This window comes from Corallococcus sp. AB038B (genome assembly GCF_003668955.1).
Lineage (GTDB): Bacteria > Myxococcota > Myxococcia > Myxococcales > Myxococcaceae > Corallococcus > Corallococcus exiguus.
Genome location: NZ_RAWO01000001.1, coordinates 840,997 through 866,459, shown reverse-complemented (window position 1 = coordinate 866,459; position 25,463 = coordinate 840,997). Strand labels below are relative to the sequence as shown.

Annotated in this window: 22 protein-coding genes and 1 pseudogene; 11 read left to right on the top strand and 12 right to left on the bottom strand. The window is 68.6% G+C overall.

Annotated features, from left to right (window positions below; translation table 11 throughout):
- Window positions 1-89: 89 nt before the first annotated feature.
- From D7Y04_RS03705 to D7Y04_RS03695, 3 genes are read right to left on the bottom strand one after another with little or no spacing between them, the layout of a single operon-like run.
- Window positions 90-872, bottom strand: coding sequence for a LytTR family DNA-binding domain-containing protein (locus D7Y04_RS03705; protein ID WP_120597253.1), 783 nt, complete (start codon window positions 870-872; stop codon window positions 90-92).
- Window positions 865-1,986, bottom strand: a complete 1,122-nt coding sequence (locus D7Y04_RS03700; RefSeq protein WP_121758326.1) for a sensor histidine kinase — start codon at window positions 1,984-1,986, stop codon at window positions 865-867. The genes D7Y04_RS03705 and D7Y04_RS03700 overlap by 8 nt, the downstream gene beginning before the upstream one ends.
- Before the next feature lie 54 nt (window positions 1,987-2,040).
- On the bottom strand, window positions 2,041-3,060 hold the full coding sequence (locus D7Y04_RS03695; RefSeq protein ID WP_121758325.1) for a zinc-binding alcohol dehydrogenase family protein: 1,020 nt from the start codon (window positions 3,058-3,060) through the stop codon (window positions 2,041-2,043).
- Window positions 3,061-3,147: 87 nt separating this feature from the next.
- Between D7Y04_RS03695 and D7Y04_RS03690 the strand changes: the two genes are divergently transcribed.
- Window positions 3,148-3,528: a helix-turn-helix domain-containing protein gene (locus D7Y04_RS03690; protein WP_120576442.1), complete on the top strand. Its 381-nt coding sequence runs from the start codon at window positions 3,148-3,150 to the stop codon at window positions 3,526-3,528.
- Between the two features lie 11 nt (window positions 3,529-3,539).
- Here D7Y04_RS03690 and D7Y04_RS03685 read toward each other — a convergent pair whose 3' ends face one another.
- Complete coding sequence (locus D7Y04_RS03685; protein ID WP_366928088.1) at window positions 3,540-4,196, bottom strand: hemolysin III family protein; 657 nt, start codon at window positions 4,194-4,196, stop codon at window positions 3,540-3,542.
- A 128-nt stretch (window positions 4,197-4,324) separates the two neighbouring features.
- On the opposite strand from D7Y04_RS03685, the gene D7Y04_RS03680 reads away from it, so the two are divergent.
- Window positions 4,325-4,963, top strand: coding sequence for a TetR/AcrR family transcriptional regulator (locus D7Y04_RS03680; protein ID WP_169819916.1), 639 nt, complete (start codon window positions 4,325-4,327; stop codon window positions 4,961-4,963).
- A gap of 2 nt (window positions 4,964-4,965) precedes the next feature.
- On the opposite strand, the gene D7Y04_RS03675 is transcribed toward D7Y04_RS03680, so the two are convergent.
- Window positions 4,966-6,879, bottom strand: coding sequence for a propionate--CoA ligase (locus D7Y04_RS03675; protein ID WP_121758324.1), 1,914 nt, complete (start codon window positions 6,877-6,879; stop codon window positions 4,966-4,968).
- A 145-nt stretch (window positions 6,880-7,024) separates the two neighbouring features.
- Here D7Y04_RS03675 and D7Y04_RS03670 point away from each other — a divergent pair, with 145 nt between their 5' ends.
- The 3 genes from D7Y04_RS03670 to D7Y04_RS03660 all read left to right on the top strand — a co-directional run bounded on the left by D7Y04_RS03670 (window position 7,025) and on the right by D7Y04_RS03660 (window position 13,195).
- Window positions 7,025-7,423 (top strand): hypothetical protein, encoded by a 399-nt coding sequence (locus D7Y04_RS03670; protein ID WP_120597257.1) that lies wholly within the window; start codon window positions 7,025-7,027, stop codon window positions 7,421-7,423.
- A gap of 363 nt (window positions 7,424-7,786) precedes the next feature.
- Window positions 7,787-9,646 carry a hypothetical protein gene (locus tag D7Y04_RS03665; protein WP_121758323.1) on the top strand — a complete coding sequence of 620 codons (1,860 nt, stop codon included), beginning with the start codon at window positions 7,787-7,789 and terminating at the stop codon, window positions 9,644-9,646.
- A gap of 39 nt (window positions 9,647-9,685) precedes the next feature.
- On the top strand, window positions 9,686-13,195 hold the full coding sequence (locus D7Y04_RS03660) for a hypothetical protein (RefSeq protein WP_121758322.1): 3,510 nt from the start codon (window positions 9,686-9,688) through the stop codon (window positions 13,193-13,195).
- Window positions 13,196-13,256: 61 nt separating this feature from the next.
- Here D7Y04_RS03660 and D7Y04_RS03655 read toward each other — a convergent pair whose 3' ends face one another.
- Window positions 13,257-14,087, bottom strand: a complete 831-nt coding sequence (locus D7Y04_RS03655; RefSeq protein WP_147477032.1) for a hypothetical protein — start codon at window positions 14,085-14,087, stop codon at window positions 13,257-13,259.
- 304 nt (window positions 14,088-14,391) lie between these two features.
- Between D7Y04_RS03655 and D7Y04_RS03650 the strand changes: the two genes are divergently transcribed.
- From D7Y04_RS03650 to D7Y04_RS03625, 6 genes and pseudogenes are all read left to right on the top strand, one after another.
- Complete coding sequence (locus D7Y04_RS03650) at window positions 14,392-15,756, top strand: cytochrome P450 (RefSeq protein WP_121758320.1); 1,365 nt, start codon at window positions 14,392-14,394, stop codon at window positions 15,754-15,756.
- Between the two features lie 105 nt (window positions 15,757-15,861).
- Window positions 15,862-17,337 (top strand): DUF2252 domain-containing protein, encoded by a 1,476-nt coding sequence (locus tag D7Y04_RS03645; protein WP_121758319.1) that lies wholly within the window; start codon window positions 15,862-15,864, stop codon window positions 17,335-17,337.
- A 37-nt stretch (window positions 17,338-17,374) separates the two neighbouring features.
- Window positions 17,375-18,669: pseudogene (locus tag D7Y04_RS03640) on the top strand (AHH domain-containing protein).
- 9 nt (window positions 18,670-18,678) lie between these two features.
- Window positions 18,679-19,266 carry an imm11 family protein gene (locus tag D7Y04_RS03635; RefSeq protein WP_199749608.1) on the top strand — a complete coding sequence of 196 codons (588 nt, stop codon included), beginning with the start codon at window positions 18,679-18,681 and terminating at the stop codon, window positions 19,264-19,266.
- A gap of 462 nt (window positions 19,267-19,728) precedes the next feature.
- Window positions 19,729-20,811 (top strand): hypothetical protein, encoded by a 1,083-nt coding sequence (locus D7Y04_RS03630; RefSeq protein ID WP_233601260.1) that lies wholly within the window; start codon window positions 19,729-19,731, stop codon window positions 20,809-20,811.
- Complete coding sequence (locus D7Y04_RS03625) at window positions 20,808-21,158, top strand: DUF2019 domain-containing protein (protein WP_121758316.1); 351 nt, start codon at window positions 20,808-20,810, stop codon at window positions 21,156-21,158. The genes D7Y04_RS03630 and D7Y04_RS03625 overlap by 4 nt, the downstream gene beginning before the upstream one ends.
- 12 nt (window positions 21,159-21,170) lie before the next feature.
- On the opposite strand, the gene D7Y04_RS03620 is transcribed toward D7Y04_RS03625, so the two are convergent.
- Genes D7Y04_RS03620 through D7Y04_RS03595 form a run of 6 tightly spaced genes read right to left on the bottom strand, consistent with a single transcriptional unit; the run spans window position 21,171 to window position 25,459 of the window.
- Window positions 21,171-22,073 carry a MerR family transcriptional regulator gene (locus D7Y04_RS03620; protein ID WP_121758315.1) on the bottom strand — a complete coding sequence of 301 codons (903 nt, stop codon included), beginning with the start codon at window positions 22,071-22,073 and terminating at the stop codon, window positions 21,171-21,173.
- Window positions 22,074-22,085: 12 nt separating this feature from the next.
- Entirely contained in the window at window positions 22,086-22,946 is an 861-nt protein-coding gene (locus tag D7Y04_RS03615; RefSeq protein WP_121758314.1) for a MerR family transcriptional regulator, read from the bottom strand.
- Window positions 22,943-23,620 (bottom strand): lysophospholipid acyltransferase family protein, encoded by a 678-nt coding sequence (locus D7Y04_RS03610; RefSeq protein WP_121758313.1) that lies wholly within the window; start codon window positions 23,618-23,620, stop codon window positions 22,943-22,945. The genes D7Y04_RS03615 and D7Y04_RS03610 overlap by 4 nt, the downstream gene beginning before the upstream one ends.
- Entirely contained in the window at window positions 23,617-23,964 is a 348-nt protein-coding gene (locus D7Y04_RS03605) for a lycopene cyclase domain-containing protein (protein WP_120596448.1), read from the bottom strand. Before D7Y04_RS03605 ends, D7Y04_RS03610 begins: the two co-directional genes overlap by 4 nt.
- The gene (locus D7Y04_RS03600; RefSeq protein WP_120596449.1) at window positions 23,961-24,344 is read right to left on the bottom strand and encodes a lycopene cyclase domain-containing protein; all 384 of its coding nucleotides are present in this window, start codon (window positions 24,342-24,344) and stop codon (window positions 23,961-23,963) included. The genes D7Y04_RS03605 and D7Y04_RS03600 overlap by 4 nt, the downstream gene beginning before the upstream one ends.
- Window positions 24,341-25,459, bottom strand: a complete 1,119-nt coding sequence (locus D7Y04_RS03595) for a glycosyltransferase (RefSeq protein WP_121759261.1) — start codon at window positions 25,457-25,459, stop codon at window positions 24,341-24,343. Before D7Y04_RS03595 ends, D7Y04_RS03600 begins: the two co-directional genes overlap by 4 nt.
- Between the last annotated feature and the right edge of the window lie 4 nt (window positions 25,460-25,463).

The window sequence follows — 25,463 nt, the reverse complement described above, 5'->3', positions numbered from 1 at the left end:
GGCGCACAGCGAAAACCTGTCCGACTGTCGGACAGGTTTTGGAAGTCCGCGCCCGGCGGGCGGTGGACAACCTGGGCTGTCTGGAGGCTTCAGCGGGCCCGGCCCAGCCGCCGCTCCAGGTGCTCGCGGCGGCTACGACTCACGCGCAGGCGCATGCCGCTTCGCAGCACCACCACCTGCTCCGTGGGCGAGGGCCGGTGCACTTCTTGAATGCACGCCACGTTGACGATGGCGGAGCGGTGGATGCGCACGAAGCGCTCCGGGTCCAACCGCGCCTCCAGGGCCGCCAGGCTCTCGCGCAGCACGTGGGCCTTGCCGTCCGCGTGCAGCGTGACGCAGTAGTCGTCCGCCTCCACCCACTCGATGTCCGCGACGGGGACGAGCACGGAGCGCAGCCCCACGCGCACCAGCAGCCGGTCCGCTGGAGGCCCGGCTGCCTTTGGTGCCGGGCCCGCGTCCGCCAGCAGGGCCGCGAGTCGCCGGCCCAGTTCGGCTGCCTCGCCGGCGCGCAGCCTCTGACGAGCCCGGGCCAGCGCCTCGTCGAAGCGCGTGTCGTCGAAGGGCTTCACCAGGTAGTCCACCGCGTGCACGTCGAAGGCCTTCACGGCGAAGGTGTCGAACGCGGTGATGAAGATGACAGCGGGCATGTGCTCCACGCCCACTTCGCGCAGCACTCCGAAGCCGTCCAACTCCGGCATCTGCACGTCCAGCAGCACCAGGTGGGGACGCTGGGCACGGATGGCATCCACCGCTTCGCGACCGTCGCGGCACTCGCCGCACACCACCGCGTCCGGATGGCGTGCCAGGGCCTGCCGCAATCCCTTCCGGGCCAGCGGCTCGTCATCCACCAGCAGCACCCGCAGCTCAGCCATGCGCCACCCCAGCGGCGTCCGGCTTGGAGCGCCAGGGCAGCAGGACCGTGGCCACGGTGCCCTGCCCCTCCGCGTTGGCGACTCCCAACCGTCCCGCTTCGCCGTAGAGCTGCGACAGACGCGCGCGCGTGTTCGACAGACCGATGCCCCGTGCCGCTTCCAGATCGAAGTCCCGGGGCAGCCCCGGACCGTCGTCACTCACGGTCAACTCCAGCGCGTCTCCGCACCGCCTTGCACCGATGCGCAGCACCCCGGATGCGGAGCGCACACCGATGCCGTGGCGGAGCGCATTCTCCGCGAGCGGCTGGAGCACCAGGTGGGGCACTCGGGCCTCCAGCGCTTCCGGCTCCACCGCCCACTCCACTCGCAGCCGGTCCGCGAAGCGCAGCTGCTGGAGCTCCAGGTAGCGCGACAACACAGCCACCTCGTCGCGCAGGGACACCTCCTGGGTGGCGCCCTGCTGGAGCAACTGCCGGAGCAGGTCGCTCAACAGCACCAGCATGCGCGCGGCCTCCTCCGTCTCCTTCTCGCGCACCAGCACCACGATGGCGTTGAGCGTGTTGAAGAGGAAGTGCGGCTGCAATTGCGTCTGGAGCGCGAGCAGCCGTGACTCGGCCAGCTGCACCGCGAGCGCCGCGGCCTGCCGTTCGCTGTCCCTCGCCCGCTGGGAGGCCCGGGTGGCGGAGGCCACCGCCAGCACCGTCGCGTAGGCCATGCCCATCATCGGCAGCCAGCCCCACCAGGCACGCAGCCAGCGCGCGGCCCAGGTGGCATCCCGCCCGGGCATGAACTGCGCCGTCGTCAGCGCGTACACGGCGGCGAACAGGGCGCCCATGCCCAGACATGCCACCAGGTGCAACAAGACGGGGCGCGGCCTCGGAGGACTCAGGGGCTCGCGAGCGGCGAGCCGGGTGAGCCACGGCGTGAGGGGCAGCCACACGTACCAAGCGGGCATCTGCGCCGCGAACACCCGCCACAGCGCGGGCGCCCCGGCCATGTCCCGGCTGAACGTGTACGTCTCCAACGCGGAGAAGAGCGCGGGCACGGACCACGCGGCGGCCCGCTTCGCCCAGGCACGCCACGCGCTTCCAGAAGTGTCTTCCACAGTGCCCACGAGGCCCGTGAGTCTACCGGCGGGCGCCGCGGACTTCACCGCCTCCGCAAGGGCTCAGGGGAAGCCGCTGAGCACGATCTTGCCCAGCGTGCGGCCCGTCTCCACCGCCGCGTGCGCGCGCCGGAGGTTCGCGGCGGTGAGCGGGCCGAAGTCCTGCGTCATGGTGGTCCGCAGCGTCCCCGACTCCACCAGGTCCGCCACCGCGTCGAGCAGCCGCTGCTGGGAGAGCGGATCCGCGTCGTAGAGCGCGCGCGTGAACATCAGCTCCCAGTGGAGCGCCAGGCTCTTGCGCTTCATCGCGTTCACGTCGAGCGGCGTCTGCGGGTCATCGATGATGCCCAGGTGCCCGAAGGGCGCCATCAGCTCCACCAGCTGCGCGAAGTGCTGCTCCGTCGCGGTGAGCGCCATCACGTAGCGCACTCCGCCCGGCACCAGCGCCTTCACCTGCTCGGCCAGGGGCTGGCGGTGGTCCACCACGTGGTGCGCGCCCAGGGACTTGCACCACTCCACCGTCTCCGGCCGCGACGCCGTGGCGATGACCGTGAGGTCCGTCAGCTTGCTGGCGATCTGAATCGCCATGGAGCCCACGCCGCCCGCGCCGCCCACCACGAGCAGCGCGTCCTTGGGAGTGCCCGTCTTCTGTTGGGGCACACCCAGGCGTTCAAACAGCAACTCCCACGCGGTGATGGACGTGAGCGGCAGGGCCGCCGCCTGGGCGAACGTCAGCCCCTTCGGCTTGCGGCCGACGATGCGCGCGTCCACCACGTGCAGCTCGGAGTCCGTGCCGGGCTTCGCGATGGAGCCCGCGTAGAAGACCTCGTCACCAGGGCGGAAGCGCTTCACGTCCTTCCCCACCGCCTCCACCACGCCGGCAGCATCCCAGCCGAGCACGCGCGGCGAGGACTCCACCTTGTCCTTGGGCGCGCGCACCTTCACGTCCACGGGGTTCACGGACACGGCGCGCACGCGCACCAGCAGGTCTCCGGGACCGGGCGTGGGGTCCGGCAACTCCACGTCGACGAAGGCTTCGGGATGGTCACTGGGGAGGTACTTCGTGAGGGCGACGGCTCGCATTGGGGGCTCCTTTGCGTGCAACATCGTCCCGAAGGTCGGAACGGACAAGTACGCAGGATTTCCGCCCATACGCACGAAAAGGGAACCATGGCCCGGCACAAGACCTATGACTGCTCCGCCGGTTGTCCGGTGTCCGCGACGCTGGATGTGATTGGCGGCAAGTGGAAGGGGCTCATCCTCTACCACCTGCTCGAAGGCACCCTGCGCTTCGGCGAACTGCGCAAGCGCATCCCGGACGTCACCCAGCGGATGCTCACGCAGCACCTGCGCGAACTGGAGGAGAGCGGGCTCGTGCACCGGCAGGTGTACGCGGAGGTGCCTCCGCGCGTCGAATACAGCCTCACGCCGCAGGGCCAGACGCTGCGAGGCGTGATTGCCGCGCTCAAGTCCTGGGGAGAGACCTACCTGGGCCGGAAGGCTCCGGAGCCCGCGGCCTCGAAGCGCCGGCTCGCCGTGGCGGGGCGCTGAAGCGCGGCGCCCTACCCCGCCGCGCGCACCAGGCGCAGCACCAGCACGAAGTGCAGCCCCGCGCCCACCAGCGTCATGGCGTGGAACACCTCGTGATAGCCGAAGACGCCGGGCCGGGGATTGGGCCGCTTGAAGGCATACGCGAGCGCGCCCAGCGTGTACGCCAGCCCCCCGGCGATGATGAGCACGATGGCGGAAGACCCCACCGCGCGGAAGACGTCGCCGAAGTACGGCATCATCGTCCACCCCACCCCGATGGCCAGCGCCGCCGTCACCCACTTGGGCGCGCCCACCCAGAACATCGACTGGAGGATGCCCAGCAGCGCCCCCGCGTAGAGCCACGCCATCAGCGGGTTGCCCACCTCGGGAGGCAGCCCCAGCAGGATGACCGGCGTGTACGTCCCCGCGATGAGCAGGAAGATGGCCGCGTGGTCCGCCCGGCGCATCCACGCGCGGGCCTTCGGCGACCAGTTCACCCGGTGGTACGTCGCGCTGATGGTGAACAGCCCCACCAGGCTCAGCGCGTACAGCGCCGACGCCAGCATCGTGCGAGGCGTGGGCGCCATCGCCACCAGCACCACGCCCGCGCCCACCGCGAAGGCCGCCGCCCACTGGTGCAACACCCCGCGCAGCTTCGGCTTCTCCATGCCCGGCACCGCCGCGCTCACGCGCGCCCCACAGCGGACTCGACACCCTTCGAAACGAAGCATTTCATGACGGTGGCGACTCCACGCTTTCCCTACGGAATGGTAGGTTTCGGTCCGGTAAGTTACCGATGGGTAGGTTAGAGGTCAACTTGAAGAAGAAACAGCGGCTCACGGGTGCGGAACGCCGGATCCAGTTGATGGAGATCGGCCGGTCGGTCTTCGCCTCGAAGGGCTACGAGGCAACCTCGATTGAAGAGGTCGCCCAGCAGGCGGGCGTATCCAAGCCCATCGTCTACGAGCACTTCGGCGCGAAGGAGGGGCTGTACGCGGCCATCGTGGACCGGGAGCTGGAGGACCTGGTGGCGCGCGTATCCGCGAGCATCGCGCAGGGCACGCCCCGGCAGCGCTTCGAGGACGCGGTGCTGGCGTTCATGTCCTACGTGAAGGAGGAGCCGGCGGGCTTCGCGGTGCTCACGCGGGACTCGCCCACGGCGGCGGCGCGGCGCGGACTGACGCGCGTCATCGACGACCTGGCCCAGCGCGTGAGCGACGTCTTCCGCAGCGAGTTCGAGCGCGCCGGCTACCCGTCCAAGGTGGCCCCCATCTACGCCAACGCGCTGGTGGGCATGGTGACGCAGGTGGGCCACTGGTGGGCCGCGGAGGGCAAGTCCTTCTCCACGGAGAACGTGGCCCGCCATGTCGCGGCGCTCGGGTGGATGGGATTGAGACACCTGCCCAAGGACCCGGCGGCCCCCGGCGCGAAGCGCGAGCCGAAGCGCCGGAGCTGAGGCTACGCCTTCGGAGGCCGCGCCTTGAGCGCCGCCTGGATGCCCTCCAGCGCGCCCGGGTCCTCGATGGTGGTGAGGTCGCCCGGCTCTCGGTCCTCCGCCACGGCCTGGATGCTGCGGCGAAGCAGCTTCCCGGAGCGCGTCTTGGGCAGGTTCGCCACCACGTACACCGCCGCGGGGCGGGCCACGGCGCCCAGCGTCCGGCCCACCGTGTCCATCACCTCGCGCGAGAGGGCATCCCGGTCCTCCTCGCGTTGCAGGCGCGCGGGGTCCTTGGGCACGGCGAAGGCCATCACCACCTGGCCCTTGAGCTCGTCCTTCACTCCTACTACCGCCACCTCCGCGATGGCCGGGTGGCCGCTGATGGCCTCTTCAATCTCACGCGTGCCCAGGCGGTGGCCCGCCACGTTGATGACGTCGTCGGTGCGGCCCAGGATGAAGTAGTCCCCATCCGCGTCGCGCGTGGCCCAGTCGAAGGTGTTGTAGAGGGGCGTGTCGAAGCTTGCGAAGTAAGTGGAGACGAAGCGCGCGTCATCGCCCCACACCGTGGAAAGACATCCTGGCGGCAGCGGAGGCTGAATCACCAGCACGCCCTTCTGATCCGCCGACGTCACCTCTTCGCCGCTCAGCCCATCCACCAGCTTCACGCGATAGCCATAGATGGCCGCACCCGGTGAACCCAGCTTGCGCTTGCGCGGCTCCACCCCGGGAACGGGCCCCAAGATGGGCCAGCCCGTCTCCGTCTGCCAATAGTTGTCCAACACCTGCGTGGCCGGCAGCGCATCCGAAATCCACGCGTGTGTGGGCGCATCCAGCGGCTCTCCCGCGAGGAACAGGTAGCGCAGGCTGGATGTGTCGTGGCGCTTCAAGAACGCCGCGTCCTGCTTCTTCAGGATGCGGATGGCCGTGGGCGACGTGAACATCACGCTCACCCGGTACTGCTCGATGAGCCGCCACCAGATGGCGGCATCCGGACGGATGGGCAGGCCTTCGTAGAGCACCGTGGTCATGCCGTTCAGCAGCGGGCCATAGACGATGTACGAGTGCCCCACCACCCAGCCGATGTCAGAGGCAGTGAACATCACCTCGCCGGGCTGGCCCGTGTAGATGTGGCGCATGGACGCGGCCAGCGCCACCGCGTAGCCGCCCGTGTCGCGCTGCACGCCCTTGGGCTTCCCGGTGGTGCCGGACGTGTAGAGGATGTAGCTGGGCTCCGAGGACTCCATCCACTCCACCGGCACCTGGGCACCCTCGTGCTCGCGGCCCAGCGTGGCGAAGTCCACGTCGCGCTCCGGCGTGACGGGGCTGTTGGGCACGAGCCCCCGGTCCACCACCAGCACGCGCGAGGGCGGGTGCTTCGCGAGCGTGAGGGCCTCATCCACCAGCGGCTTGTAGGGGACGACCCGGCCCGCGCGCATGCCCGCGTCCGACGTCACCAGCAGGACAGGCTTCGCGTCGTCGATGCGCATGGCCAGGCTGTGCGCCGCGAAGCCGCCGAACACCACAGAATGGATGGCCCCCAGGCGCGTGCAGGCCAGCAGCACGAAGACGGCCTCCGGCACCATGGGCATGTAGACGATGACGCGGTCTCCTCGCTTCACGCCCAGCGAGCGCAGCATGGCCGCCGTCCGGTTCACCTCCGCGTGGAGTTGCGCATAGGTGTACTGGCGGCGCTGGTCCGTCTCGGTGGACTCGAAGACGAGCGCCAGCTGGTCCGCGCGGGTGGCCAGGTGCCGGTCCACTGCGTTGTGGCACAGGTTGGTGCGCCCACCGACGAACCAGCGCGCGAAGGGGGGCCGGGAGTCGTCCAGCACCGCATCGAAAGGCCGCTCCCAGTCGATGAGCCGGGCCTGCTCCGCCCAGAACGCCTCCGGCGCTTCGATGGAGCGGCGGTAGAAGTCCAGATAGCTGCCCATGCGGACGCTCCTGCGAAGGGAATGTGCCCGGACGATAGTGGCGAGCCCGCGAGGGTGGGAAGGACGCCTTCCGGAAGATGCCCGGGAGTAATCAGCGCTACGGGCGTAACCCCATCAGCTTTTCCACTGAAGGGGAGTCCACACCATGAAGCGTTTCACGCAGGCGTTGGGAACGTCCGTCGCGCTGGCACTGCTGGCCGTACCCGTGGCGTACGCGGGGACGAAGGCAGCGTTCCACGTGGTCGTCAACACCTCCATCCGCTACGCCGAAGGCGCGCAGGGCACGGCGCGCAACAGCACCGACACCGTCCGGCGCATCTACTGCCGCACGTCCGCGGACGCAGCGGGAAATGAGTCGGTGCGGTGCTTCGCCGTGTCCGCGGCGAACGTGTCCGCGACCTGCTTTTCGGCCCTGCCCGCGCACGTGCGCAGCGCGCAGTCCGCTGGCGACGCGTCCTTCATCTATTTCACCTGGGACGTGAACGGCGTCTGTCAGTCCATCGACGTGCTCAAGGGCTCGCACCTGGAGCCGAAGGCGCCGTAGTCCCGCTGCTTGCGCCACGCCCCCGGAGCCTATTGATGAAGACCTTCCTCCAGACACGGATGATGATCAGCGGCGCTTCCACCAGGCCCTCCGCGCCGGCCCGCGCGAGGAGGTCGAAGCGATGGAGCGCGACCTGTCCCTCGTCATCAACAGCGGCCAGCTCCGGCCGACGCTGGGCGACGAGCGGTAGCGCGCGACACGACGCACCTGCGTCCGGCCAGCACGCAGCAGGGGGCGCACGCGCGGGCCGTGGATGTGATCACGCGGGGTTGAGATCTGGTCCTGACCTTGCAGCTGGAGAGGGGGCATCCGTGAAACAGGTTGTGTTTCACGACACATCCCCCTCACCCGCCAGGTCCTCTCATGACGATCTCCACGACCCTCACCATCCAGAACAACTCTGGCTGCCCCATCGATAACCGCGGCACGCCGGACTACAAGGACGGCTCGCTCAGCGGATCCGCGCCCGCGACGAGCATCGCCGCGGGCTCCAGCACGACCTTCAAGATCGAGCAGAACAACTCCCTCTCCCCAGGTCCTGAAGGCACGGTGACGTACAGCCTGGAGACGGGGAACGAGCAGGTCCCCCTCTCCTTCTACTGGAACTACTCCAGCGGGGCGCAGCACCACGAGTCCTATACCGCCACCACGAACTCCAACCTCGCGCCGGTGGTCATCACCCAGACGGACACAAGCGGAGACAACCACGCGACCACCTACCGGGTGGACTTCAAGCCCCGCGCGCCGCACGAGTGGGACCTGGTGTGGGCGCTGTCCGTGGGCCTCATCAACAAGCAACTGCACGCGCTGCGCTACTACCAGCTCATCCCGTCCTCCTTCACGCAAGCGGCGTCCGGCGGCGCGCAGCTCACCGTGGCGGCCATGGCTGACCCGACCGTGTCGGTGCCCGACGACCAGACGACCCACCTGGACGTGCACCTGGCCTTCACCACCGCGACCCTCCAGTACGTGGAGTCAGGCGCGACGAAGACGCAGGACCTGTCGGGCACGACGGTCATCGTGTCCCTGGACCTGTCGCAGGCGCAGGTGACGGACCCCAACACGCTGGCCGCCACGTCGGAGGCGAAGCAGCACATCCAGGGCCTCCAGTCGCTCAACTACTCCGTCTACCGCCTCTTCCTGGACCTGGCCCAGCCGTCCCTGTTCCGCGCGCTCCAGGTGGTCAACGCGAGCAACCAGTCCGTGTCACTCAGCCAGGCCGCGCAGAGCGCGCTCCAGGCCACGCTGGCCGGCGTGGGGCATTTGGACGTGGCGTACACGACGCAGGCCCCGGGCAGCCCCGCGAGCATCATCCCCACGCTCGCGAAGGAGCGCACGACCCGCTACAGCACCAACGGGAACTTCAGCACGCTCAACGTGTGCATGATGAGCCGGGGCCGGAAGGAGCCCAACTGGAACTCGCGCTTCGGCTTCACCGCGCCGCTGGCCGCCACCACCAACCCGGACGGCACCCCGGCGGAGGCCCGTGCGCGGCTGTTCCTCAGCCAGGACACGCTGGGAGAGGGCTACCTCAAGCCGACGGTGCTGCCCGCCATCCTGAAGGCCTCCGGCATCCCCGGCACCATCTCGCGGATGGCGCCGCTGCTGTACCAGTGCGTCGGCTCGCGCGATAACTCCAGCAAGAGCGACGGCCGGGGCGAGTTCGTCCAGGTGAACAACGGCTTTGACCAGTATGTGCTCGGCACGGAGACCATCGTCTTCAACGCCCAGCCCAACCTCACCCAGACCGACCGCTGCACGCTGGCGCTGACGGGCCAGTTCCAGGTGAACATCGAGGTCAGCCAGTATCCGCTCGACTTCATCGGCCTGGGCATGAAGGACGTCCTGGGCAAGGCCACCTACGAGCAGCCCTGGACGGGCACCATCACCATCGCGGCCGGAAACGGCGGCAAGCTGGTGACGTCCGTGAACATCGTGCTGGGCAAGGCTCCCGCGCCGTCCGTGGACAAGACCCTGGATGGCTGGGTCTTCAACGCGTTGGACAAGCTGTTCAACTGGTCCTCCACGTCGCCGCAGGACGAAATCACGCAGAAGGCGCAGGCCTTCGCCAACAACCTGGCCGCGACCTTCCAGAACAACGCCTCCATGTCGCTGGATGTCGAGGACTGCGTCGTGCTGCCCACGGGCTCCGCGCATGACTACAGCCAGTTCGTCTTCAACTCGGAAGGCGCCGTCCAGGTGGACGTGTCGTTCCCCGGCTGAAGCGCCCATCCATCCCAAAGACATCCAAGGAATCCATCCATGTCCCAGACAACCCAGACGGGCTCGGCGACCGTTTCCTCCAGCCTGATGTACAACTACCTGGCCGCGACCTCCGTGGACGCGGCCTATCCCCTGGCCTCCGCGGAGGACACCGGCGGCTCGCCGTTGCTGTTCAGCGTGGGCGCGTCCTCGGCGAACACCGCGCGCAAGACGTTGTGGGTGATGTTGCGCGACACCACCGTGACGACCGGCTGGCGCCAGGTCGAGCTCAGCCCGGACGCGAACCACGACGTGCAGGGCTACGCGGTGGTGCAGGCCCCCTCGGGCCAGGTCATCATCGCCGTGGCCATGGATGACGGCGCGGGCGGCAGCCGCGTGTTTGTCTCCCCCGCCCTCACGCCCACGCCGGATGGCGGCCCATGGAGCACGCTCAACACGGCGTGGGTCCAGCGCAACGGCGCTCCCGCCGGAATGCCCGTGCAGCGGCTGCTGCTGGGCGACTTCGTCAGCGCCAGCGAGGCGCCGCTGCTGGTGGCGGAGGTGAAGAACACGAACGGCTCCACCGGCCGATACTTCGTGGATGCGTCCACGAGCACCACGAACAGCGCATGGGTGAACTGGGCGCCGCCCAAGGACATGCAGACGCTGCACGACGTGGTGGTGGCCCGCGCCTCCATCACCGGCATCTCCTACCGGGGCACCTGGTCGCTGTTCGACGACAACACCGGCAAGCGGTGCCTCACCTTCACCAGCCTCCTGGACCCGTCCACCAACACCACGCACTCGCTTTCGGTGACGGCGCCGTCGGGTGGCCGCTGCCTGTGGGCGCTGGAGGACCGACAGAACCAGGGCCTGAGCGCGCTGTACGTGGGTGGTGACGGGCTGTCGTGGTTCCCCTCCACGGGGCTGAAGAACGCGAAGAGCACCGCGCTGGCCATCGCGTCCTCGGCCGTGCTGTCCGGTGTCACGTCCGTGCTGGCGCAGCAGGACTCCCAGCGCGTTAGCGTGTGGGCGGTGGACGGAAGCCAGCGGCTGTTCTCCCTGAACAACACGGTGGGCGCCACGGAGGGCTGGTCCGCACCGCTCCAGCAGCGCGAGCACGTGGCCCGGCTGGCCCCCCGCCGCAACCAGAAGCGCTCCACGGGGGAGCTGTTCGTGACCTCCACGGACAACAGCCTCATCACCTACCTGTGGCAGGACCCGGACACCACCGCCTGGCAGAACACGGACATGGTGTTGCCCACCCTGGCCAACGGGCAGGAGTTCCCCAGCTACACCACGGTGGTGCGCTTCACCGACGCGCAGGGCGCGGCGCTGGTGGGCCAGCCGGTGCAGGTGAACGCCTCCGAGTGGTCCCGCGTGATGGTGAACGGCTACTGGACGGACCTGGACACCAGCACACGCGTGGAGGTGAAGACAGACGCCAGCGGCACGGTGACGCTCATCAACAAGGTGTCCGACGTGGGCACGCCCGTCTTCCGCTTCAGCGCGCCGTTCCTCGAGCAGGACGTGACGGCGGACCCCAGCGCGGAGCTGCGCGCGAACCTGGCCGCGAAGCTGAAGGGCCAGGACCTGTCCCAGTGGACGAAGCCGGATGGCACGCCCGTGGTGCCCCCCGGCGCGGATCCGGACATGGTGGCGCAGGTGCAGGCATCGCTCCAGCAGCTGATGGACAACATGGACAGCCTGCCCGCGGACGGCACGTCAGCGCCCCTGGAGCCGGCCGCGCCCACGGCGATGGCGAAGACCCAGACGTCCTTCGCGGTGCTGGGCAACGTGACGAACGCCATCGAGACGGCGGCGGGAGACGTGCTCCAGGCGCTCAAGAGCGCCGCGGGTGCCGTCTACGAATACGTCATCCAGCCCATCCTCAGCGGCACGAAGACGCTGCTCCAGTTCTTCGTGAAGATTGGCGAGCAGGTGGTGACGTTCGTCGTGCGCACCATCAAGGAGGCGCTCCAGCTCATCAGCTGGCTATTCCAACAACTGGCGGTGCTGATTGAAGACATCATCGCCTTCCTGGGCTTCCTGTTCGCCTGGGACGACATCCTCGACACCCAGCGCGCGCTGGAGGCGATGACGAAGGACGCGCTCCTGGCGCTCGCGGGCAAGCTGAAGGGGTCGGAGGCCACCATCACCTCCTTCTTCGACTCGCTCATCGGCCAGTTCGACAGCCTCTGCGACTCCGCCCTGGGCATGCAGGATGTGAGCACACAGCAGGTGACGGCCCAGACACAGGCCTCGGCGACCCCCGAGCAGCAGTCCGCGCTCGACTGCCTCAACACCAGCCCGGGCGCGACCTTCTCCACCTACCAGATGTCCCATGGCGGCATCGGCCAGAGCACGTCGGACGCGCCGGACAACCCGGTGATGGAGGCCATCAGCGACTTCGTCCAGACCGTGGAAGACATCCTGTCGGACGTCGCGGTGAGCGTGAAAGAGCTGCTCCAGGGCATCCAGACGCTCACGCAGCAGGGCAACCTCAGCCTGCACGCCCTCGTGAAGCTGATCGCGGGCGAGGCGGGCAAGGCGCTGCTGAGCGCCATGCGCGACCTGGTGCTGGGCCTCTGCGAAGTCGTGGAGGACCTGACCCAGGCCATCATCCAGGACGTGCTGCTGCGGCCGTTCAACATCCCGGTCATCTCGTGGCTCTACAAGAAGCTCACGGGTGAAGAGCAGCTGACCATGCTGGGCGCCTTGAGCCTGCTCACGGCCATCCCGTTGACGATTGTCTACAAGCTGCTCACGGGCGAGGCCCCCGTCGCCAGTCTGGCGGAGGCCCCCAGCCAGCGGAACACGCTCCAGTTGGCGCGGATGCCCTGGCGGGCGCAGCCGACCCTGGAGCTGGCCGCGAAGACGACCGGCCTGGACCCCAAGCGCTGCGCCTACTCCATCCTGGGAGGCGGCGCGGCGGAGATCTCCTCGTTCCTCTATTCGCTCTTCCTGGAGGCCTCGGCGATCCTCAGCGTCGCGAAGATAGAAGGCCCGCTCGTGAAGGTCGTCAACACCCTCCAGGCCGTCACGACCGCGACGGGCGTCGCGGGCACCTTCCCCACCGACGACAGCCCCATCCAGTGGGCGGTGGACCTCATCCTTTGGAGCGTCAGCGCCGTGGAGGCCATGACCTCCGGCTGCGTGGCCTACCTGGGCTGGCGGCCTCCGAGCGGAGCGAACACGAAGCTCGCCGCGGAGGTCCTGGAGAAGGTGGACGCGGGGCTGCTCGGTGTCATTGGCGTCGGCGGGCTCATCCTCTCCGTCGCGAGCTACGTGCTGGAGATGCTCGCCCTGGCAGGGGACGACCCGGTGGCCCCCTCCCATGGCTTCATGACGGACACGGAGAAGCTGGGAGCCAACCTCCTGCGCTACTCGGGGACGTCGCTCGAATGCCTGGGAGGCTTCACCCCTTCACCCGGCAAGGAGGAGATCCTCTTCACCGCCTTCATGTTCGAGGTCGGCGCCGTGGCCCTGGACGTCGCCCGGTGGTCGGGAGCCGTCGTCTACAACCGCGATGAGGACACCACCGACGAGAAGTGCTTCCACCCCCGGTGAGCCCCACGCCCCCGTCCCCTGGCGCCATGCCGGGGGACAGGAGGTGTTTCATCGGAATGGCTTAGCGAGCCTGGGCGCCGTCGGCGCTGACCAGTGCGGTGGCCTCGTTCACGATGGTGTAGCTGCCGGCGGAGCCCTTCACGTCGATGCCGGAGAAGTGGCGGTAGGGATAGGCGCCGTCGCCGATCTGCTCCACCAGCTCCAGGGTGTCACCGGTGAGCTGCTGGCCATCCACCTGGGTGGTGAAGGTCTTGCCCTTGAGGCTCATGCGCCAGATGCAGGCGCCGTCCTCGGTCTGGGGCACGGAGTCCGCGCGCACGGCGAACGGGAACGGCAGGTGGCGGAAGTCGATGGCCGCGAAGCCCCAGGCCATGTACACGTTGCCCATCCAGTCCGTGAAGATGACGACGCGGGCCGCGGGCTCGTGGGTGCCGCCGCCCTGGAACACGCCGTCGCGGTACACGTTGACGCGGTAGGTGGAGCCACCGGCCGTGCCGGTGAAGGCGGGCGCCACGGACAGCTGCGACCCGTTCGCGCTCGGCGTGACGCTCAGGGTGCTGACCACCTGATCCGCGTCACGCGCGGCCAGCGAGAACTGGCCCTGACCGCCGCCCAGGTTCATCCGCGCGGCCTGCTGCCAGCCCGTCGCGTTGGAGAAGTGGCTGGCCACGCCGTTCGCGGTCCCCTGCGCGAGCCCGAACACCTGGAGCCCCTCCGCCGTGGCGGCCAGCTGCGCGTTGCCTACCGCGCAGCTCTGGATGCCATTGAACCGCGAGACACAGCCCTGCGCCTGCGACTCCTGCGTGCCCGTGGGGGCCTGCGCGCTGTCGTCCGGACCCTGGCAACCCGCCAGGGACAGGAACGCCGCCGCCATCACGAATCCGGTCTTCATCGTCCGCATGTCTTCAACCTCGAAATGGGGTGTGTTTCACCCGGTGGGTGAAACACCGCGCGCGAGACATCCGCCCCGCGAGCGGCGGCAGCGGCCTCTGCACCCGCCGAGCCAGTAACATGCGAAAACAAATCTTTCGGATTCCCCAGGAAACTCTGCTGACGCGGTAAGTCGCAGTAGCCCCGCATGTCACACACGCCTGGGTTTGTAGCGTGCGCCGTCACCGTTGGGCCTCCACCGGTCTGGCTCGGGTACACTCGAGCGCTCGGGAAGGTCTTTTGTGCCCCCGCCCAGGAGTCGCCGCATGCACGCCGCCCCTTCCGACTCCGCGGTCCTTCCGCCCTCACTTCCCGCGGGGCTGCCGTGGGTGGGCCAGGGGCTGGAGTACCGGAAGGATCCGCTGGGCTTCTTCCTGCGCTACGCGGACCGGGGCGCGGTGGCGCGAACCCGCTTCGTGGGGACGGACGTCTACCTGCTCAACACGTCGGAGGCCATCGAGCACGTGTTGGTGAAGAACTTCCGCAACTACCCGAAGGACGCCTTCCAGAAGCGCGCCCTGGAGGCGGTGGTGGGCAACGGCCTGTTCACCAGCCACGGCGACTTCTGGATGCGGCGGCGGCGGATGATGCAGCCGGCCTTCCACAAGAACCTGCTGGCGGCGCACGGGAGCGTGGCGGTGAAGGCCGCGAACACCTGGATGGCGTCACGGCGGGAGGGAGCGTCCTTCGACGCGTACCCGGAGATGATGGCGCTGACGATGGACGTGGTGGCGGAGACGCTCTTCGGCGCGAACCTCTCCGCGCAGGCGAGGGAGCTGGGACGGGCGATGGAGGCGGTGATGCTGCATGCCCAGCACCTCTTCGACACGCCCATCACCCTGCCCGCCTGGGTGCCCACGCCGGGACAACTGCGGTTCAGGGCCGGCCTCCGCGCATTGCACGCCGTCGTGGACGATGTGGTGGAGCGCCGAAGGAAGCAGGGAGGCCCTGGAGACGACCTGCTGGGTCTGATGCTGGAGGCACAGGCCGAGGAAGGCGAGCACCTGACGGACGCGCAGCTGCGCGACGAATGTCTGACATTGATGATCGCCGGGCATGAGACGACGGCCGCCGCGCTGGCGCTCAGTCTGTGGTTGCTGGCGCGCCATCCGGAGGCGGAAGCAGCGCTGCGGCAGGAGCTGGCCACGGTGTTGGGAGGCCGCGAGCCCACGGTGACGGACCTGCCGTCACTGCCGTACTGCGAGCAGGTGGTGAAGGAGTCGCTGCGTCTGTATCCGCCCGCGTGGGGCATGAGCCGTGTGGCGGAGCAGGACGACCGGATGGACGGCGTCCACGTGCCAGCAGGGACGGTGGTCGCGTGGTCCCAGTGGGCGCTGCACCGGAACGCGAGCCACTTCACGGAGCCGGAGTCCTTCCGACCCGAGCGCTGGGCGGACGGGCTGGAGCGGCGCATCCCGCGCTTCGCCTACTGTCCCTTCGGAGGAGGGCCCCGGCTCTGCATCGGCGCGGGCTCCGCGTTGATGGTCATCCGCCTGGTGTTGGCCACGGTGCTCCAGCGCTTCCACTTCGAAGCAGCGCCAGGGCCCGCACCCGAGGTTCTTCCCGCCATCACCCTGCGTCCGAAGGGCGGCATCCTGCTCACGCCGAGGAAGGTGTCTCTTCGGGAGTGAACACTGCATCCGCCCCTGCCCCAGGGGCGGGCGATTTTCCGGCCCCGGACGCTTCCGGTTCCGGGGTGCCGGTCCCACTTTTGGCGGTGAGGAGTCACACACCCCATGGATGCGGACGGCACATCCGAGCTGGGAGCCGCAAAGGTTCCCCTCGTATCCAACCAGAAACAGCAGCGCACGCGGCGCACGCCCCGGAAGCTGAAGCCCTCGCGGCTGCAGGCCGTGGACTTCCGCTCCGTGGAGGAGCGCATGGACGCGGGCCGCGCCCTGCGCAAGCGCTGTCCCCGGAGCAGCCACGCCGCGTGGAAGGCCTTCCGGGGACGCGACCCGCTCGCGCAGCTCAAGGAGTCGGACGCTACACGGCTGCCGTGGCTGGTGCCCGTGCGCCATGAGCGCATGTCCGAGTCCCCGTTCGCCTTCCTGCGCGGCACGCCCTTCGTCATGGCGCGCGACCTGGCCCACACGCCGCACAGCGGCCTGCGCAGCCAGATTTGCGGCGACGCGCACCTGGCCAACTTCGGCCTGTTCGGCACGCCCGAGCGCAACCTCATCTTCGACCTCAACGACTTCGACGAGACGCTGCCCGGCCCCTTCGAATGGGACGTGAAGCGCCTGGCCGCGAGCTTCGTCGTGGCCGCGAAACAGAACGGCCTGGGCGCCCGCTGCGGCAAGAAGGCCGCGCGCAAGGCCGTGGAGTCCTACCGGCTCACGATGCGCGAGTTGACGACCCGGAGCCTCCTGGAGGTCTGGTCGCTCCACGTGGACGCGAAGGAGCTGAAGAACTCCGACTCCGTCGACACCGCGAAGCTCGCCGCGGAGGCGGTGGAGAAGGCGAAGCGCCACACCAGCGCACACGCGGTGGAGAAGCTCACCGTGGAGCGCAACGGCCAGCGACACCTGGCCTACCAGCCGCCCCTGCTCTTCCCGCTCAGCGCGGTGAAGATGGACGTGTCGTCCACGGAGTTGGATCGGCGCATCAAGCGGCTCACGGTGGGCTACCTGGAGTCGCTGGACGGAGCGGTGAGGGATTTGTGCCTGCGCTACCGGCGCAAGGAGTGGGGCTTCAAGGTCGTGGGAGTGGGCAGCGTGGGGCTGCAGGCCTACGTCGTGCTGTGTGAAGGCAACGGTGGAGAGGACCCGTTGGTGTTGCAGCTCAAGGAGGCCAAGGCCTCCGTGCTGGAGCCCTACCTGGGTCCCAGCGAGTTCCACAGCGCGGGAGAGCGCGTGGTGGTGGGCCAGCGGCGCATGCAGGCCTTCTCCGACCTGTTCCTCGGCTGGACGGAGGTGGAGGGCATGGGCGCCTTCTACGTGCGCCAGCTGCGCGACATGAAGGGCTCACTGGACGCGGAGAAGATGGAGGGGCCGGTGTTCCAGGACTACGCGGACGCGTGTGGAGCCACCCTGGCCCGCGCCCATGCGCGCACCGGCGACGCCGCGCTCATCGCGGGATACCTGGGCACCAAGGACCACTTCGACGAAGCCGTCACCGAGTTCGCCTGTGCCTATTCGGATCAGGTGGACTCGGACTACGGGCACTTCATCGACGCGCAGGCGAAAGCCCTGGAGGCCCTGACACACTGAGGTCAGGATGCCGCGCTTCCTGAGCTTGGGGAGCGCCATGAGGCTGGCCGGAGCCGTCACGCTGTTGCTGCTGCTCGCGACGGGGTGTGCGACCCGCCCCATTGTCCATATTGATACCGGCAGCGGACCGCGGGTTGTCCACGAGCCGGTGGAGGCCGCCCCGGTCCAGGTGAGCGAAGACGCGTTCACGTCCGCCCTCACGCAGCTCATCCTGGACATGCGAATGGACGTTGCCTTCCGTGAGGCGGAAGCAGCGGATGCGCGAGGGAGGGTGCGCTCCAGGACGCTGCTCGCCTCCGCAAAGGGCCTCGCGGACCCTGGCTCGGGGAGTTCGCCTGAATCGTTGTACGCGCGCCTCTGTCCCGAAAAGGATGACTGCCTGGCCCTGGTAGGCGGGACGGGGCTGACGTTCTCGCGCAAGGACCGGACGCTCATGGCCCTGTCCTTCGCGCTCGATAGCGTGTGGGAGAGCGTCGAGGCCGAGGTTGGCAAGATGCTCAACCCGGCGGCACTCAAGGCCATGGTGACGTCGGCCGCGCTGAGCGTGCTTCTCACCCTGACGCTGCCAGAGCCTGTCACCAAGGTCATCGCCGTGGCGCTGACGGCTGCCATGGTGGCCTACCTGGGCATCGTGCCGGCCTGGGAGATAGGCCAGGGCTTCGTGCGACTTTGGGATGACGCAGGGACGGCAACGAGCGCCATCGAATTGCAGGACATCGGTCACCGGTTCGGCCGCGTGTTGGGGACCAACGGCACGCGCGTCCTGGTGCTGCTCGTCACGGCGGCGCTTGGCGGGAAGAACGCGATGGCAGCCCAGGGCCCCAAGCTCCCGGGCTTCACCCAGGCCGCGCTCCGAGGACAAGCCGAGGCGGGATTCTCACTTGGGCAGCGCTGAATGGTGGCGTGACGTCCATCGCGATGCCCGCCACGGGTGTGCTCAACGTCACGTTGGCTCCAGGAGCCGCGGCTGCTCTCGCAATGTACTCGGACGGGCGGTACCCTGGCGATGCCGAAGGTCCCGTTCACCACATCTGCACGAACAAGAACTGGGTTTCCACCGTGTCAGGCGGGCCTTGGACACCAGCGTGTGAGGAAATCTTCGAGAAGGCCGGCATGACACTTGAGGATGCTGCCAACAAGGTGCGGCTCAAGGGACACGAAGGGCCTCATCCTGAACTTTATCACAATCAGGTCGTGAATCGCCTGCAGACGGCCGTAAGGACGTGCAGAACCACGGAAAGCTGTCGCGCGAAGCTACTGAATGAACTCGCCAATATCGCAAATGAGTTGCTTACAGCGGGTTCGGACCTGCGTAGCTACATCGTGAAGTAGGAGGGCAGCGTGGAACGGAACTTCTATTGGGTGAATATCGCGGATGTGCCTCAGTGGTACATCACGACACCTGTGCCCGCATCCGGTGGAGCGTTCGATGAGCCGTGGATGTTCGGAGAGGGCCACGCTCTTCCGGACCCTGGACCCATCAAGGCTCGGGTTAGAAACCCAGGTCAAAAGCGCACCCTTGTGTTTGCAGGAGTTGAACGCACGCCCATCGGCAGTGAAGCGGTCGCGAACGTTTTCAAGATGCACGCCCCCAACGATGCTCAATTATTCCCAATCACCATCGAAGGGGAATCCGAGCGACACTTCATTATCAACGTAATAAAGACAGTCGACTGCATCGACGAAGCGAAGTGCCGAGAAGTGCAGCACTACGCCGAAGACGACCCTTTTCCTGAGTATGCAGGGGAGTACCGCTGGATCTACGGCCTGCGGATCGACCCCTCGAAGACCGAGGGCGCACACGCCTTGCGGCCGACGAGATTCAAGACAGCGTTCATTGTCTCCGAGGAGATCAAGGCCGCCCTTGAGCAGGTGGGAAACCTGGGAGTGTCGTTCGAGCGCGTGACGGGTCCGCAACGCACACCCTGAAGGAGAAGCGCTCCACGCCCAGAGAGCCTGAAGCGCCTCTCTTGGAGATGGCCGTCCCTGAAGGGCCCCTGCTACCATCACCGGGGTTCCCCGGAGCGGCACTCGCATGCGTCAACCCGCTCCCCCTTCGCTCCGGGTGCACCGAGAGAATGCCTTCGCCTGAGCCGAGACGATTGCTTGCGATTGGAGCTCCTGATGCGGCTTCCATGGCTGGTGCTGTCCCTGTTCTGGGCGCTGGTCGGGTGTAGCGGTGCGACGAAGGCCGTCCGGCTCGACACGGGGCGCGGTGCGCCTGTCATCCATGTGCCTCGTACGGAGGGAACGGCCCAGCCGGTCCCGCTTGAGGCGGGGGCTCTGAAGGAGGCCGTGGCGCGGCTGGCCCCAGGGCTTCGGTTGTCACCGAGGGCCCAGGATGCGGCCCGGCGCCTCTTCGAGGTGGAGCCCCGGAGCGGTTCGTACCTGATGGATGTGCAGCGCCGCCGCATCACGCCGCTCGGGCCTGGTGAGCACCTGTCCTCCGAGCAGACTCAGCCTGACGTGGAGATGACTCGCGCCTACTTGCGCTGGTGCGGACGGACCGGACGGGCCGGTGACTGTCTGGGACTGCTGAAGGAGAGCGCTGTCATCACGGGGGACGCGCGCTTCGCCCTGGCGCTCGCGCTGGCGAAGGGGGCGGTGCTGGACGAGCTGTGGTACGCCGTGAAGGACATGGCGAATCCGGAGGCGCTGATGCAGGCCGCTCTATGGACAGCGGTCACGTATGCGCTGCTCTGGACCGTGCCTGAGCCCGCGACGAAGGGCGTGGCGGCGGTGCTCTCGGCAGGGCTCATCGCCTACGTGGGCATCGACACGTTCTGGGCACTCATCCAGGGCTTCCGACACCTGATGGCGGAGTCGGATGCGGCGCTGACGTTCGACGAACTGCGCGGAGCGGGAGAGCGATTCGGCAAGGTGATGGGCCGCCAGGCGGCACGGGCGTTCGTGATGCTGGCGACGGCGGCCATTGGAAGCACGGGCGCGACGCTCGGGGCGAAGCTCCCGGGCCTGCCAGGGGCAGCCCAGGCCGCGGTCCGAGCCGAGACGGAGGCCGGTGTGGTCTACGCCGCCGTGGGGCAGGTCGAGACGGTTGCCATCGCCGCGGACGGCTTCACGTTTGGCCTGGCGCCGGGCGCCGTGGCCATGTCCTATCACGGTGCGGCAGGCGGCACCGGAGCGCCCAGTTTGAAGGCGTGGAAGTCCTTCAGTGGATTCAAGAAAGCGATGGGGCCCGCAGGCAGCGGGAAACAATGGCATCATATCGTCGAGCAGACACCCGGGAACGCGCAGCGCTTTGGACCCGATGCGCTTCACAACACCGAGAACATCGTTGCGCTCGACGAAGCAGTGCATTCGCGCGTGAGCGCATTCTATTCCTCCAAGCAGCCTGATTTGACAGGCAGTTCAAGCTTGACCGTGCGCCAGTGGCTTGGAGCTCAGTCATTTTCAGCGCAGCGAGATTTCGGGATGCTGGCGATCGAGAACATTCGAAGAGGTACCTGGCGGTGAGCTTGGATACATTGGTCAGGCAGTTCGCGGACAACGTCGCCGCCCAGACCGATGCGATCTGGCAGGGCGACGCGAAGGCCGGGAACCGATACGCGAGGAAATACATCTCCGCTTTCGAGCAACTCCGGGCTCATGGGGATGCAGGCCGCGAGGCGCTCACGGTGCTTTTCAGTCATCCAAGGATGGATGTGCGAGTCATGGCCGCGGCCTACCTGCTTCGCTACCGGACGCGTGAGGCGCGCGAGGTCTTGATGGAGGCGGCCAGGGGCGAAGGACTCGTGCCATTCAAGGCAGGGCAGACCTTGAAACGCTGGGATGAGGGCACCTGGGCCCTGGATCCGGAATAGCGACGAGGACGCTCAGCCCGCCATCCGCGTCCAGTCATCTTCGTGGGCAAAGAGCCTCACACCCAGGCGTTCGCAAACCTCCGCGTGCACCTGGGCGGCGGGGCCTCCCACCCAGAGGGGCAGGCCCTTGGGCAGCGCGGCCTGGATGCGCGTGAGTACGTCCTCGAACACCGTGGCGCCCCGGTTCGTCACCGCCGACAGGCCCACCACGTCTGGCTTTGCCCGGGCCACCATCTCGCCCAGACCTTCCGCCGGCACGCGCTGCCCCAACAGCGTCACCCGCATGCCCGCGTGGCGCAGCCGCAGCGCCACGCCCAGCAGGCCAATCTCGTGCTCCTCCTCCGGGAAGCACGCCAGCACCGCGTGCTTGCGTCCTCCCCGTGGGGCACCGTGCAGCAGGCTCACCAGCCGCTCGCGCACCACCTGCGTCACCAGGTGCTCCTGCGCGACCGTCAACGTGCCCGCATGCCAGCGGTCGCCCACCTCGCGCTGCACCGGCACCAGCACTTCTTCGAAGGCCTTCAACGGCGGCAGCGCTGTCAGCACCTCGTCCAGGATGCGCACCACGCGGGGTTGGTCATACGCCTCGGCCGCGGCCATCACCGCCGCGCGCCACGACTCCGGCTGCGAGCCGATTCGCGCCTGAAGATTCTCGATGGGCGCGGAAGGCGCCACGTCCAGTTCCGCGCGCAGCTGAGGCAGAAGCTTCGCCGCCTCGCTGATGGCAACACCCTCGTCTGTCAGCGCCTTGAGCCGCTTGAGCAGGGCCACGTCGCGGTCGGTGTAGACGCGGTAGCCCGCGGGCGTGCGCTCAGGCTCGAGCACCCCGTAGCGGCGCTCCCAGGCCCGGATGAGCTCCACCCGGACTCCCGACAGCTCCGCGGCGATGTGGATGCGATAGGTGCGCTCAGCCATGGTGTGCGTGCTTCACGGTCGGTTTTGCGCGTTTCGCGCCTGCTGCCAGACGGCGATGAGCTCCTCCGCGGACTCCGCGTACTGCGCGCCCAGGGTGAACAGCGTCTTCAGGTGCTCCCGCGCCCCAGGCCCGCCTACCACCACCGGCACCGGCGCGCACGCATGCATCGCTTCGGACAACACCGAGACGAAGTCGGCCGAGTCCCGGCGGCGGATGAACGACAGCGCCACCAGGTCCGGGCGCACCTGCAAACAGGCTCCCTCCAACGCCTCCGCGGGCGTGTCCGCGCCCAGCAGCGTCACCCGCCAGCCCCGCGCCTTCAGGTGCACGCCCAACGCGAGCAGCCCACCCTCGTGGTGGTCCCTCGCTGGACACGCCAGGAGTCCCCGGGGCCCCTCGCCTACGCGCTCCATCCCCGCCAGCAGCATGCGCAGCCGATGCCGCACCAGCGCGGACGCCATGTGCTCGCGCGCCACGTCCAGGCGCGAGGCCATCTCGCGCAGCAGCGGAATCAGGACGGTGTCGCAATACGTGGTCGCGGACAGCCCCACCTGGGCCGCGGACAGCGCCGCGTCCGCGGCCTCCGAGTCCAGCACCATCACCGCCGCCCAGAAGCGCTCCACATGCCGCGCCAACGGAGGGACTGACGTCCGGGGCTCGTCGCGCACCTGGGCGATGGCCTCGCTCACCGAGAGGCCCTCCTCCATCAGCTTCGCCACCCGGCGGACGGCCTCCACCTCGTCGCGTGAATATACGCGGTAGTTGTTCTCGCTGCGCTCCGGGCGCGGGAAGCCATGGCGGCGCTCCCAGGCGCGCAGGGTGGCCTCTCGGATGCCGGTGAGCCGGGCGATGGTGCGGATGCGCAGGCTCATGGGCTCAAGCCTCGCGCTCGGTCCCAGCGCTCCGCCACGCCTTTCGCCCCCGCCATCTTCCGCGTGAAGCCCTCCAGGCTCGTGGCGTCGGATACCCGCCGCACCACCGTCTCCAGCCCGCTCTGGAAGCGCTCCAGCGGACCGGCCTGGTGGACCTCGCCCACCTCCAGCAAGACGTCCGGACGCTCGTGCTCGAAGAAGGCGTAGCGGATGGCGATGGGCACGCACTCCGCCTTCGCCGCGCGGGCCAGCAACTCCACGCCGCGCTCCAGCTTCAGCGGGTGGACTCCGAAGGGCCGGTGCTCGCCTTCCGGAAAGACACACACGGCCGCGCGCGGCTTGCGCAGCAATTCCTTCGCGTACCGCAACGAGGACAGGGACGACATCGCGTCCTGCTTGCGGATGCTGAAGGCGCCCATCTTCGTGTGGAAGGGATAGCGGCGGAGGTTCTCCTCGTCCATGAGGCAGTACCCGTCCCAGCCCGCCGCCTGGCAGAGCTGATGCAGCACGAAGCCGTCCCACCAGTTGGAGTGGTTCAGGTAGACGAGCCGGCCCACACCGTCGGTGGGCAGCTCGCCGCGCACCCACAGGCCCCGGAACGTCGAGCGGACCTTCCACCCGATGTACCGGTCCACCGCCCACCCGAAGGGCCCACCCTTGGCCGCGCGAATCAAGACGCCCGAGCCTCCCGGAGCCGCAGGAGCGCCGTGAACAGCGCGAGCCCCAGCGACACCAGCACGCTCGTGATGAGGAAGAAGAGGATCTCCTCCAGCGGTACGGCGCCGATGAACACGCCCACGTGGCGTCCCTCTCCGAAGTTCCAGATGCCGGTGGAGATGGCCAGGTGATCCGCGATGGACAGATACACGCCAACGACCAGGGCCGGGGGCAGCACCGCGCGCAGCACCTCGCCCGAGCGGGACTTGTAGTGGTTCACGAGCACCGCCAACTGGATGGCAATCACAGGCAGCGTCCACGCCAGCAGGTGGATGAGGTACGCCCAGCGCGTCTCCATCATGGCGACACCTCGGAAGGCTCCAGGGTCCGCTCCGCGCGGACGGGCTTCTGTTCGTGAGACACGGGCTGAGGCTTCTTCGCCAGCACGCGCTCCAGCCGGTCGCGTGCCCACAGGCCCACGAGCAGCGTCTGGAGGCCGAAGAAGAGATACTCCTCCAGCGGCAGGTAACCCAGCTTCACGCCCCAGATGCGCTCCGGGTCGAAGCCCCACAGGCCCCACTTCACGGCCATGTTGTCCCACGGCGACGTGGCCGCGTAGACGACGATGAACAGCAAGCCCATGGGCGCGAGCCCGCGCCACGACAGCGTGCGGCGATAGCGCACGAGCAGGAACAGGATGGGCAGGACGACGAAGATGCCCAGGAAGCGCGCGTAGGTCATCCCGGGCCTCCACTCCACTGCGACGCCACCCGCACCATGCGTCCCCCAGCTTCCAGCGCGTAGGTATGGCCGCGCCAGGTCACCCTTCCCTGCCGCGTCAGCGAGGCCGCGAAGGCCGCGAGCAGCAGCAACTCACCCTGCATCCAGTCCGTCAGCGCGTGGCCCCGGTCCACTTCCGAAGGCACGCGGCTCAGCGCGGCGAGGCGCAGCGACAGCAACGTGCGCACGGCGACGAGCGCCGCCACCGCGAGCCACACGGCGGGCTCGTGGAGCCACGCGGCCAGGAGCAGCAGCGGCACGGTGGGCGTGAAGAGCAGCGGCACGGTGGGATACAGACCGGGCCGGTGGCTCGCGAGCACCTGCATCCAGCGCGTGAAACGCTCCAGCGGCACGCGCCACGACGTCCCGTTGGCGACAGGCACCCACGCGGGCGCGGGGCTCAGGGCCACGTCCAGGCCACGCGCGTGCAGTCGCTTCGCCAGCTCCAGGTCCTCGCCAATGTGGTCCGACAGTCCGACCAGTTCTTCCGCCGCGCGCGGTGACAGCCCGAGCGCCTTGCCGCACACAGCCTGCGCGCCCGCGCTCATCGCGTGCAGCGCGCGGAAGCTGTGGTGCGTGTAGCGAAGCAGTCCCGCCATCGCGCGGCCCGCCGCGTCCATCGCGCCCACGGGCGTGGGAGCAGCGGTGCTCAAGGCGGCGCCGGCCACGAGCGGAGAGGCCAGGCCCTCCACCAGCGCGCCCGTCACCGCCACGTCCGCGTCCACCGCGAGCACCACGCGCCCGCGAACATCGAGCGTCTCCAGCGCGTAGAGCAGATGGCCCACCTTGCGGTTGGGGCACACGGGGTCGCTCGGAAGCCAGCGCACGCCCTCGGCCAGGCGCGGCCGGTACGGCGACAGCACCACCTGCTCCAGCGGCCCCGCGTAGTCGATACGGTGCGCCAGGTTCTCCAGCTCCAGCGGCGTGGGCGCATCCACGGGGCGCAGGAGCAGCACGGAGGGCAGAGGTCCCCCAACAGTCACGGGTGCACGGCGATACAGCCGCGCCAGCGCCACCGCGCTGAAGCCACCGGCCATCACCGTCCACCCGAGCGTGAAGAAGCCGAGCGCGTTCATGCCG

What these genes read in the sequence shown, in the direction of transcription:
- D7Y04_RS03675 (WP_121758324.1), bottom strand. Translation starts at nt 6,879, where the DNA reads ATGGGCAGCTATCTGGACTTCTACCGCCGCTCCATCGAAGCGCCGGAG.
- D7Y04_RS03645 (WP_121758319.1), top strand. Translation starts at nt 15,862, where the DNA reads ATGGATGCGGACGGCACATCCGAGCTGGGAGCCGCAAAGGTTCCCCTC.
- D7Y04_RS03605 (WP_120596448.1), bottom strand. Translation starts at nt 23,964, where the DNA reads ATGATGGAGACGCGCTGGGCGTACCTCATCCACCTGCTGGCGTGGACG.
- D7Y04_RS03600 (WP_120596449.1), bottom strand. Translation starts at nt 24,344, where the DNA reads ATGACCTACGCGCGCTTCCTGGGCATCTTCGTCGTCCTGCCCATCCTG.
- D7Y04_RS03665 (WP_121758323.1), top strand. Translation starts at nt 7,787, where the DNA reads ATGACGATCTCCACGACCCTCACCATCCAGAACAACTCTGGCTGCCCC.
- D7Y04_RS03695 (WP_121758325.1), bottom strand. Translation starts at nt 3,060, where the DNA reads ATGCGAGCCGTCGCCCTCACGAAGTACCTCCCCAGTGACCATCCCGAA.
- D7Y04_RS03705 (WP_120597253.1), bottom strand. Translation starts at nt 872, where the DNA reads ATGGCTGAGCTGCGGGTGCTGCTGGTGGATGACGAGCCGCTGGCCCGG.
- D7Y04_RS03670 (WP_120597257.1), top strand. Translation starts at nt 7,025, where the DNA reads ATGAAGCGTTTCACGCAGGCGTTGGGAACGTCCGTCGCGCTGGCACTG.
- D7Y04_RS03630 (WP_233601260.1), top strand. Translation starts at nt 19,729, where the DNA reads ATGGATGTGCAGCGCCGCCGCATCACGCCGCTCGGGCCTGGTGAGCAC.
- D7Y04_RS03650 (WP_121758320.1), top strand. Translation starts at nt 14,392, where the DNA reads ATGCACGCCGCCCCTTCCGACTCCGCGGTCCTTCCGCCCTCACTTCCC.
- D7Y04_RS03620 (WP_121758315.1), bottom strand. Translation starts at nt 22,073, where the DNA reads ATGGCTGAGCGCACCTATCGCATCCACATCGCCGCGGAGCTGTCGGGA.
- D7Y04_RS03690 (WP_120576442.1), top strand. Translation starts at nt 3,148, where the DNA reads ATGGCCCGGCACAAGACCTATGACTGCTCCGCCGGTTGTCCGGTGTCC.
- D7Y04_RS03660 (WP_121758322.1), top strand. Translation starts at nt 9,686, where the DNA reads ATGTCCCAGACAACCCAGACGGGCTCGGCGACCGTTTCCTCCAGCCTG.
- D7Y04_RS03595 (WP_121759261.1), bottom strand. Translation starts at nt 25,459, where the DNA reads ATGAACGCGCTCGGCTTCTTCACGCTCGGGTGGACGGTGATGGCCGGT.
- D7Y04_RS03615 (WP_121758314.1), bottom strand. Translation starts at nt 22,946, where the DNA reads ATGAGCCTGCGCATCCGCACCATCGCCCGGCTCACCGGCATCCGAGAG.
- D7Y04_RS03655 (WP_147477032.1), bottom strand. Translation starts at nt 14,087, where the DNA reads ATGAAGACCGGATTCGTGATGGCGGCGGCGTTCCTGTCCCTGGCGGGT.